Source organism: Pedobacter sp. MC2016-05 (genome assembly GCF_026239735.1).
Taxonomy (GTDB): domain Bacteria; phylum Bacteroidota; class Bacteroidia; order Sphingobacteriales; family Sphingobacteriaceae; genus Pedobacter.
On the sequence record NZ_JAPIVT010000038.1, the window covers coordinates 1 to 10707 of the forward strand.

The 10707-nt window shown below is 39.9% G+C and carries 9 protein-coding genes; 8 read left to right on the forward strand and 1 reads right to left on the reverse strand.

The window, feature by feature from the left end; all coding sequences use genetic code 11:
• Positions 1-1634 precede the first annotated feature (1634 nt).
• The 8 genes from OQZ33_RS23910 to OQZ33_RS23945 all read left to right on the forward strand — a co-directional run bounded on the left by OQZ33_RS23910 (position 1635) and on the right by OQZ33_RS23945 (position 9382).
• Entirely contained in the window at positions 1635-4046 is a 2412-nt protein-coding gene (locus OQZ33_RS23910) for a TonB-dependent receptor (RefSeq protein ID WP_265802077.1), read from the forward strand.
• Positions 4047-4074: 28 nt separating this feature from the next.
• On the forward strand, positions 4075-4782 hold the full coding sequence (locus OQZ33_RS23915) for a DUF4625 domain-containing protein (RefSeq protein WP_265802079.1): 708 nt from the start codon (positions 4075-4077) through the stop codon (positions 4780-4782).
• A gap of 125 nt (positions 4783-4907) precedes the next feature.
• Positions 4908-5381, forward strand: coding sequence for a DUF4625 domain-containing protein (locus OQZ33_RS23920; RefSeq protein WP_265802080.1), 474 nt, complete (start codon positions 4908-4910; stop codon positions 5379-5381).
• A gap of 29 nt (positions 5382-5410) precedes the next feature.
• Positions 5411-6328, forward strand: a complete 918-nt coding sequence (locus tag OQZ33_RS23925) for a DUF4625 domain-containing protein (protein WP_265802082.1) — start codon at positions 5411-5413, stop codon at positions 6326-6328.
• A gap of 79 nt (positions 6329-6407) precedes the next feature.
• A complete protein-coding gene (locus tag OQZ33_RS23930; RefSeq protein ID WP_265802083.1) occupies positions 6408-7028 on the forward strand; it encodes a TlpA family protein disulfide reductase in 621 nt (206 codons plus the stop codon).
• Between the two features lie 123 nt (positions 7029-7151).
• A complete protein-coding gene (locus OQZ33_RS23935) occupies positions 7152-8072 on the forward strand; it encodes a DUF4625 domain-containing protein (RefSeq protein ID WP_265802085.1) in 921 nt (306 codons plus the stop codon).
• Positions 8073-8467: 395 nt separating this feature from the next.
• Complete coding sequence (locus tag OQZ33_RS23940; protein WP_265802086.1) at positions 8468-8923, forward strand: antitoxin Xre/MbcA/ParS toxin-binding domain-containing protein; 456 nt, start codon at positions 8468-8470, stop codon at positions 8921-8923.
• Positions 8924-9382, forward strand: a complete 459-nt coding sequence (locus tag OQZ33_RS23945; protein ID WP_265802087.1) for an RES family NAD+ phosphorylase — start codon at positions 8924-8926, stop codon at positions 9380-9382. It abuts the gene before it with no gap.
• A 328-nt stretch (positions 9383-9710) separates the two neighbouring features.
• Here the strand turns inward: OQZ33_RS23945 and OQZ33_RS23950 are convergent.
• A partial coding sequence (locus OQZ33_RS23950; protein ID WP_265802089.1) for a serine hydrolase occupies positions 9711-10707 on the reverse strand: 997 nt, incomplete at its 5' end.

Below are 10707 nucleotides of genomic sequence, written 5' to 3' on the forward strand. Positions count from 1 at the left end.
AAGCGCTTTTTTACTGTTCAGTTCAGTTGATAATCTTGCATGGTCTTTATCTTTTGGAAGGTCCTTATCAAAGAAATTACCAGCCCTGAACAAAGTGATATCGTCACCAATATTTTCTATACCTCTGATTTTTTCTCTATAGCCCGTTTTTGCAGAATATCATTTTCAAGACTAAGTGGAAAAAGCAGTTGCTAAGCAACATCATGAATATTCAATGAAATCAATCCATATTTTGGTCTCAGACTGAACAACAATTATAGCGGGAAAAACATTCTATCTGTTTATCTTTTGTTTTATTCAATTTTATTATCAATTTATCGCTATAAGGTAAATGCAACTTTGTTGTTTTTATTTGTTCGATAACAATTTATGTTTTACATTTGAAAAGTTTTGTTGATTAATGATTGAGCAGGGAAGAGTGGTTACTTTCCTGCTTAATATTGAATTCTGATTGGCGAAATAGCATGATTTTAAGGTTAGCAGTCGGGTCGTCAGCGCTTAAATACTAAAGACGGATAAAACACTACTGTTCTACAGGAATGTCTGAAGGTTGGAATAAAAGTATTGAATAACTGATGATAGTACATATGTCCGAAACATAATAATGAGATGAACGATTTAATTCTCAAAGACATGCTGCAAGCAAGAGGACTAAGGGCGACTGCTTCCAGGATTTTGTTGCTGAATCTTTTCAACACTGATCATATTGCACTTATGCATAGTGAAATTCGTTCTCATTTGCAAAATAAGGTAGACCGGGTAAGTGTTTACCGAATTGTTGCTATTTTGGTAGCACATAAGATTCTTAGGTTTTGTTGATAATGGGGGCAACGAATCGTTTATGCTTTAACCGCTACAAAGAAGTGGCAGAAGAAATTGTTCCACTGGTAAAATGTGAAAATTGTCATCGGGTTTCACAGCTTCCCTCACTGCCTTTTGACTATGAAATGATTCTTAAACAAAACAAACTGAGAAAACAGCCTATCTTCCACGGATTATGCAGACATTGTCAGGTTTAATTAAAAATTAAGCACTATCATATTCTGTATATAAACTGTTACAAAGTTAAATGTCAAACCCCATAAAGAAGTGAGAATTTTAATGCAGCTTTGTAACAAAATGAAAAAGCAATTGGTTTCTTCTCACACCAAAACGCATCGGTTCCTGTCGATGCTTCTTGTGATGCTTTTTCTTTCAATCTCGATTTTACAGCTTGCGCATACCCACCGGGCACTTTCTTCTGAAAAGGAAAATATTACCTCGGATTCAGTGTCCGCAATAGAAAAGTGCGAAATATGTGATTTCATCATCCACAAACAAAGCAAGCATCTTCCAGGGTATTTTTCGCCATACATGAACGTTCTTTCACCCGTTGAAATAACCTATAACTGCAATTCCTGTATCTGCAATTACGAATTTACCCTTCAGGGCTTTACCAACAAGGGTCCACCCATCTTTCACTCCTAACCTACTCTATTCAGCGATCTGAGTAGATAGCTTTGTTCATTGCACGCATTTTTAGTTGCTAAAAATGTGTCTTTCTTTTTTTATTTTTTTATCCGGCTGTGCTGCTGCGCCTATTGTAGCGCATTAAGCCAAATAACGCCTACCGATAAGTGTCTGTTTTTACTAGCATGCAAAAGTTTATTTGCGTATTTATTCTCTTTATTGCATTGTTTTCCGATGCCTTTGGGCAAAACTTCACCCTGGAGGGGCTGATAAGTGATGAACACCATCAGCCAATTTCCGGCGTGGCGGTATCCGTTCCTGGAAGTAACAAAATCGTCTTCACTGATCAAGATGGCCATTTCTTGGTGGAAAGCCTTGAAAGCGGGAAAACAACGCTGAGATTCGCAAGATTGGGTTATACCACTATCGAGAATACCTACAGTATCTATACTTCCATGAAGATCAATGTAACCCTGACTGCTGAGGTTAAACAATTAAAAGAAGTGACTATAGAAGATGATCGTATGGAGCAGCGAAATAAATCCGAATCACTGAACATTCAAACGGTAGATGCGGCTTTTATTCAGCGGAATCTGGGCGGAAGCCTGATGAAAACACTGGAACGCCTTCCCGGAATAAAAACAATCGGCATTGGTTCCGGTCAATCCAAACCCCTGATACGCGGGTTAGGCTTTAACAGAGTGGTAGTAGTAGATAAAGGCGTCAAACACGAGGGCCAGCAGTGGGGCGCCGATCATGGACTCGAGATTGATCAGTTCGCTGCTGATCAGGTGGAACTGATCAAAGGTGCCGCATCCTTTATCTATGGTTCGGATGCCATTGCAGGCGCAATTGCGATAAACCCTGCGCCTGTACCGATGCCTAATTCCATTGGCGGATCTGTTGATCTCATTGGCAAAACCAACAATAATCTTTTGGGGGGCTCGGTAAATTTCTATGCAAGAAACAAGCAATGGTTTTTAGATTCCAGGTTTACCTATCAGGACTATGGCGATTACCGGGTACCAACTGATGAGGTTTATGTATACGATTACCAGGTGAAACTAAAGGATAATTTCCTGCGCAATACTGCCGGCAGGGAAACCGGTACCCATTTAAATATTGGATATGTAAACGAGCACTTCCGATCCGTATTTTATCTCAGCAACACCTTCAGCAATAGTGGTTTTTTTGCCAATGCACATGGGCTGGAGCCCAGAAACGTCGATGCGGTGATGCATGACGCGTCATCCAGGGATATATTGCGTCCAAGTCAGAAAGTGAATCATTTTAAAATTATCAACCGAAGCGTTCTGGAAGATGGTAATCATAGATTTGAAGGCGAGCTTGGCTATCAGCGAAATTTAAGAAAGGAATTCAGTGACTACGTAAACCATGGCTACATGCCACCGGTCTATCCATCCTTCATGACTATTCCCTCTGACCTTGAACGGGAATTTGATAAGGTGGTTTATTCGGCAAACTTGCGAGACAGGATAACGCTTGGAAAGCATGAATTAAGTTTGGGGCTGAACGGCGAACATCAGAACAACGGCATCAACGGATATACATTTCTGGTGCCTGCTTTTAATCAGTATTCAGTTGGATCATTTGTATATGATAAATACAGGCTTAACGATAAAATACTTCTTCATGCAGCGCTGCGATATGATCACAGCCGGATCAGGATGTTCAGCTATACCGACTGGTTCCCTTCCACCATCACCAGCGGCGAAGTAGCAAGAGAAGAGTACGTAGTGCGCTCTTCGGATCTCAAAAGGCAATTCAACAGTCTGGTCTGGTCAGTAGGTGCAAACTATAACCTTGATCGCTTTTCCTTAAAAGCAAATATTGGTAAAAGCTTCCGTATGCCAATTGCAAAGGAGCTTGGTGCGAACGGCGTGAACTATCATTACTTCAGTTTTGAGAAAGGAGATCCATCGCTTGCCCCCGAACAGTCCTATCAGGCCGACCTGAGCCTGGAATGGAAAGCTGAGCGCTGGTCAATATTACTGAGTCCTTTTTACAATTATTTTTCAAACTATATCTACCTGAATCCTACTTCGGGCCACGATACAAATTACGGTGCCGGAAACCAGATCTTCCAGTATGCCCAAAGCAAAGTCTTGCGATACGGAGCAGAACTGCAGTTCAAAATCAAATTCCTTAAAACTTTAAACGCAGAAGTCCTGGGAGAGTATCTTTCCGCCGAGCAGCGTTCGGGTGACAAGGCAGGATACACCTTGCCTTTTTCTCCGCCTGCTTCAGCGTTATTCAACCTGACCTGGTCGCCGGTACTGAAAAACAGACCGGAAGGAACCTATTTCTCAATTGATTGCCGGGTAACCAGTCCACAGAACAATATCGTTCCCCCGGAGAAGAAGACACCGGGCTATCAGCTCATCAACCTACAGGCAGGCACTACGGTGAAATTTTACAATCAAAGCCTGATGTTCAGCCTGCAGGCACAGAATGTACTTAACACACGGTACCTCAATCATACCAGTTTCTACCGGCTGATAGCGCTGCCTGAAATGGGACGAAATATCGTATTATCTATAAAACTACCTTTCAGCAACATCAAAAACAAACCTTAAATATCCAATAACATTAAAAATTCAAATCATGAAAACAACGAAAACCCTTTTATTATTTTTTCTTTTTGCCATCACCTTTACTGCCTGTAAAAAGGATGAGCAGATGCCCCAGGCACCAATGATATCAGCGCTTGAGGTTGGTACCGGCAACAGCAAGATCGCCCATCCTGGAAATGACCTGCATATTGAGGCCCAGATCAGTGCACCAGCCAATATCAAAGATGTTGTGCTTGAAATCCATCCGGAGTCCGGAAACGGCTGGAATGTCAGCACTACCTACACCGAAGGATTTGCGGGGCTTAAAAATGCAGAATTCCATAAGCACATCGATGTACCTGCTGATGCCAAGGTGGGCGCCCACCATGGCCACCTGAAAGTTACCGACCAGAATGGACAGGTTAGCGAAATCGAGTTCGACCTTCAGGTAACCGCAGATCCAAATCTTGCAAAAGTGACAGGTTTCGAAGTCGGACTTAATACCGCCGGAAATGACCTGCATGTAGAAGCGTCTGTTACTGCGCCAAACAAAATAGCTAAACTGGTATTGGAAGTACACGGTAATGGCTGGGAAAAAGAAGTGAGTTATGAAGATGCAGCGGTGGTAGGAAAGACTAGCTACAACCTGCACAAACATCTTGACGTGGCAGCAGCTCCCAAGGGCCATTATCATGTTCACCTAAAGGTCATTGACCAGAGTGGCAAAGAAGTGGAATTCGAGGAGCATTTCGATAAATAGTTTAAAATAGTCGTCAAACTACGATAAGCTCGGGCATTTATTAACAGAATATATTTTTAAATCTACACCCTTTAACAGCTATAAATCCCGCCATCCGGCATGGCTTATAGCCTAACTTTTATCCTATGAAAAAAGCGATTTTTTATTTTTCCATCTTAACGGTGATATGCCTGTCCGCCTGTAAAAAGGAGACTGAAAATGAAGTTGATACCGAGTATCCAACAATCGATGTAACCGCGGCCAATGCGTTTCCCAAACAGTGTGGTACGGTGAACCGTGGCGAAACCTTTACTTTTAGGGCACTGCTCAACGACAATACCGCACTTGGTTCGCTAAGCCTTGACATTCACCACAACTTTGATCACCATACCCACAGTACCGAAGTGGAAACCTGCTCAATGGAACCCATTAAAGTTCCGGTCAAGCCATTTCTGCTCATCAAAAGCTTTCCAATTCCTGCTGAACAAAGATCGTTTCTGATGGAACAACAGATCACCATACCAACGGATATTGATCCCGGAGATTATCACTTTATGATCCGACTGACTGACAAGGAAGGATGGCAAACGATCAAAGGACTTAGCATTAAAATCAATTAACCAACTGCATTTCTAAAAAATTCCATTACATGAAAATTAAAAACCTGATACTGTCCCTGGCATTCATTACAGCCAGTATCTCTGCCTGTAAAAAAGAAGGCACGGAGCCAGAGGCATTAAAGCCAACTGCCGAGAATGTAGAGATTGGTACGGCCAATAATAAAAGGGCGCTTAGGGGCCGCGATTTCCATTTCAACGCAGATATTCTGGCAGCCAGTAAAATAAAAGACGTCAAACTCGTCATCTCCCAAAAAGCCGGACACAACTATGCTTCAAGTTTTAAGTTTGAGCTTTCGTGGCCGGAATATATTGGCGTGAAAAACACAAACGTTCACAAGCATTTTACCATTCCAGCGACTGCGCCGGAAGGAACCTATGATTTTGCAGTAATCGTTCAGGATGATAATGGAACTCAACTGGAGATCAAAGAAGATCTCATCATCCTGGATCCGGCGAATCTCCCGGTTGACCCGAAGATTGGGAGGGATTTTGTTTCCAGAAACGGCACACTGATTTATTATACCGACGTTTTTGAAGAGAAAGAACTTATTTTTAAAAAAGGCGACGAGATGAGCCTTCATGCCCAGGTGAGCGAAATCAAGGATGACGGCATTCTTTACTCGGTCCTGATTAAAAGGAAGGCGAACTATTATCCTGAAAGTATAGATAAGCTGGATCTAAGCAAAGTTATTGTGGTGACCAAAGTTGAGCACAAAGGGCTTGGTAATGCAGGAAAGGTATCCACACTCAAACTTGTTAACGGAGTTTATGGAGGAGAAACCATCACGGTCGGTGCAGCGATGGACAATAATGAACCATCCGCTAATACAATTACCGGAGAGAAAGCCTGGGAATCCGGTCAGTACCAGTGGGTAATCCTTTACAAAAACACGACGCACAATATCAGCGTATTCAAGAGTGTTCCAATTACTATCAATTACAATTAGTAAGAAACTTTACCAGCTACCCTGCTATGGAGAATCAGCTTTTCCGGCAGGGTAGCTTCAGAATCCAAAAGGAAGTTATATGGAAAGAAGGTACTTATACATACAATCAATTGCATCTTATTTGCTTCCCGCCATTTGTTTTATGATTTGCTTAAGTGGTGGAAATTCAGCGTTTGCACAACGAAATGCTTATGAAGAAGCGCTTTCCAGATTTACAGGAGCGCATAAATACGATATTGAGAAACCCGGTGCGCTTGATGGGGTACAGTCCCCTGATTTCTCCGCTGAGACTATCGATGGAAGGTCAGTAGGCTTAGCCTCGCTCAAGGGAAAGGTGGTAGTCTTGAATTTTTGGTTTATTGCCTGTAAACCATGTAAACTTGAGGTTAGTCCTCTGAATGAAATCGTCGAAAAGTATAAAAACAAAGACATCGTGTTCTTATCCATTGCCCGCGAAAAGCAGGAGGATCTCTTGCAATACCTTGCAGCCAACAAGTTTGATTTTCAAACAATTGCCGATCCAAAGGCTTTCCTCGCAGGAGATGTTTTTCACGTAATGGGTTATCCAACAACAATAGTCATTGACCGCGCCGGCAAGATCAGGTCTTATAGTTTAGGGGGGAAAATTGATGAAAACGCCGTCCGTGCGGATTTTAGAAGAAAGCTGATCCCTGTGATCGATGGGTATCTCCGGAACTAAAAAGAAATAGCCCCCTAACGAAAGCATTTATTATAATGCGTGTATTTAACGGAGATCCTGATTTACGTTTTACTTCACATTTGAAATCCATATCTATTAAAAACAAAAACATATATTTTTATTATGAAACCTATCAAAACACTACTACTTATATTATTCGCAGCCCTGGTTTTCACTGCCTGTAAAAAAGACAGACCAGAAGAGGAACTTCCTTTGCCTACGATAACAGATCTGGAAATTGGGTCAGGCAATAACGGGCAGGGCATCATCGGCAGAGACTTCCATTTGGACATGGATGTAACTGCCGGGGATAAAATCAACACCGTTCAAGTCCTTATCAGCCAAAAAAAAGGCGTTACCTATCCGTCAAACTGGTCCTTTGAGCTGACATGGACAGAATTTAAAGGGGTCCGAAATACCAATGTTCATAAACACTTCACCATCCCCAAAGAAGCCGCTGCAGGTGAATATGATTTCACAATCAAAGTCACTGATGAGAACGGAACGCTACTGGAAGAAAAGCACCCAATTAACCTGGTCACAGCGGAAAGTCTTCCCGTTAATCCACAAATGTATTCACTGATGCTGGAAAAAATGGAAAAAGGTTTTCTCTATATTCTCAACAGGGGATTTATGCTTGGGGATGATAAAGGGTATTCAAAAAATGAAAAACTAAGAGCTTATGTGGATATCAGCAAGGTAAAGGGCGATGGAATCATGTACAACATTCTGGTTAAAAAAAGTGCCGGGCACCTTCCGGAATCCGTAGATAAAATTGATTTTTCAAAAGTAATCGTAACGGACACTAGGGAACATGCCGGAATAACTGCTACAAATACTTTTACCAATTATGTGGGCCTTCCAAATTTCAGTCCAAAAGAACTCCAGATAGGCGCTTTAGCAGACAATAACACTCCATCCAGTGCCATTGGTGGAGAAAAAGCATGGGCAAATGGTGAATATTATTTTGGTGTGGTCTATACCAATAAAACTTATAACATGAGCGCATACTATTATATCCCGTTAACCATTAAAGGATTCTAGGTTACAACAATTTGCGGGAAAATAGATTTAGATATTCACTTTACACAGAATAATAATGCGATATAAAATCAATAGACGCTGTTACTTAAACAAATCTTGATTATCTAGAGCAGTAGGTGTTTAATTGAATGATGTAAAATCAAAAACATTACATCATTGCTGGTACGAACCTACTATAATTGAGATTTGGCCAGCAATTAACAAACAATTTGGCGAAGAGGATTTCAGTATTTGGATTATCTAAAATTCAACCTCAGTTTCAGCATGACGAATTAGGTTTTTTTTAGTCTCAAAAAACGAATGAAATAAGCCAATCAATCCAATTCAATGTCATAAACAATTTAAAAGTTGGATTTTGCGACAAAAATATTTATTTTTAATAAAAATGTCGTAGCATGGATTTGATTAACAAAAAAATATACAAGCCAAGAATTAGTGACCTACTGGGCGGGGCATTATCGCTAGCTATTCCGATAAAAAATTATTACGACCTTATCTTACTCTCAAGGGCGGGCATAAGTAAGGCTTCGGCGGAATCAGTAATCAGTTTTACAGGAATGTCCAAAAAAAGCTTCGTGGAAGATATTTTGAATTTATCAATAAAAACGCTTGAAAGAAAACAAGCTGACGATAAACTTGATATAAGAACATCATCCCTTGTAATCGAAGTTGCAAGGGTTCTGGAGCATACTTATCAAGTATTTGACGATAAGGAAAAAGTTCAAAGATGGCTTTCTAAACCCAACAATGCACTTCACGGCGAAACCCCCTTATCTCTTTTTTCCACACCAACAGGAATAGGTATGATCGAAGATGTCTTGACACGCATAGAGGAAGGAGTCTACTCATAGATGCATGTCTACAGAATTGTAAAATCCGAAAAAAGGATTAAAGACTTGTCCGGAATGGGGGCCTTCCGAGCAGGTGGGCGATGGAATGATAAAGGAACTTATGTACTTTACACCTCCGAAAACTCATCCTTGGCATTTTTGGAAAACCTTGTGCATTTTGATATGGAGGAAATTCCACAGGATTTATATATTATAGAAATGAGTGTTACCAACGAAGATTTGATATATCTAATTCCCGACTCAGACTATCCAAAAGATTGGCTAAATACCGATAATTTAGCATGTAAAATATTAGGAGATCAACTATTTTCCGAACATAAATTATTGGGAATTAAGGTTAAGTCGGCAGTCAATCGATCGGAATATAATATACTTTTGGATCCTCTATTCCCCGGATATAATGATCTTGTTAAAATAATTGATGTAATTAAAATACCTGTTGATCGACGTCTAATCTAAAATATATTTTATTACAGTGTATTTTTTACGCAAAAAAAAAGAAATTATTAATACCTAAATATACAGATATTTCAGAGTAGAACATTAGTTGAAGTGAGAAAAAAGTTTATTAAAAAATTGGCATTTTATGTGCTAATTAATTTTATATCATAAATGATGCGTCTCAAAAAAGGAAAGTATGTTAATAACAGTATTCTCCTTCCACCTATAATTGCCCAATCACTAATAGAACAAAGAGAAAACGATCTATAAAAACCAGGGAATATTGATAGTACCCTCTAATTGATGTTTAATCGATTGACAACAAATCTCAGACATTTAGGCTTTCTTACTTTAGTTCTTGAATCATTTTCCTTGCTGATTCTAAATTAGGATCTAATTTGAGTGCGATAATATAATTTTCCAAAGCTTTACTCCTGTTACCTTCGACGTAATAGGCTTCTGCCAAGCTATCAAACATATTTCCTGAATTGGGAAACAATTTAGTATTAAAAGTGAATACGGTAATTGCATCAGCGAATTTCTTATTATTTAAAAAGAAGTAGCCTACTTGGTTGAGCATTTTTTCACCATCAAAACTGTATTGATCTGGCTGTTCAACCTTAATTTTTCTATATAAAGCAAGCGTTTGCTCGCCGTTCATATTTTCCAGTGATTTCTCGAAATCATCGACAAAGGACCTTCTCACTTGTATATATTGCTTTCCTTCAAGAATTGAAATAACAGACTTACTAATAGCATCTAAATTACCTTGTTTATTGTTGGTCATTAAAATGATGGTTCTGGATGAATTTGCGTTACTAATTAATAATGCCTGATAATTTTTCGCTGTTCCATCATGTCTGTGCGTTGTTAGTGTTTTACCTTCTACAGTTCCGTGCCCCAGTCCTGTTTGATCGTCAGTAGAAAAAGGACTTAAAATCTCCTTAGTGGATGCGGGCGTAATCAAGCGGAAAGAACTAATGCATTCAGACCATTTATAAAAATCTAGGAGATTTAATGCTGGCCAACCGTCAATTTCCCATTGGAGACTATCCTGTACTTTTTCGTCGTTGTAGGATCTGGCAATCAGTGTGTCCGTTTCTTTGGGATCAAAAATAGCGCTCTTTATACCACTTGGCCTAAACAAGTTATCCGTCACAAATAGTGCGTAGGGTAATCCAGTGATTTTTTCGATTATCCTCCTCTGTAGGAATACGTCATTATTGTTGTAGTCATATTTAGTACCTGGCTCAAAAGCAAGTTTTGTAACTGACTTGAGGTACTTCATGTTATCAGCATCTCCTTTTATTTCATTCCAATTACTTTGGGGAATTCCGCTAGTA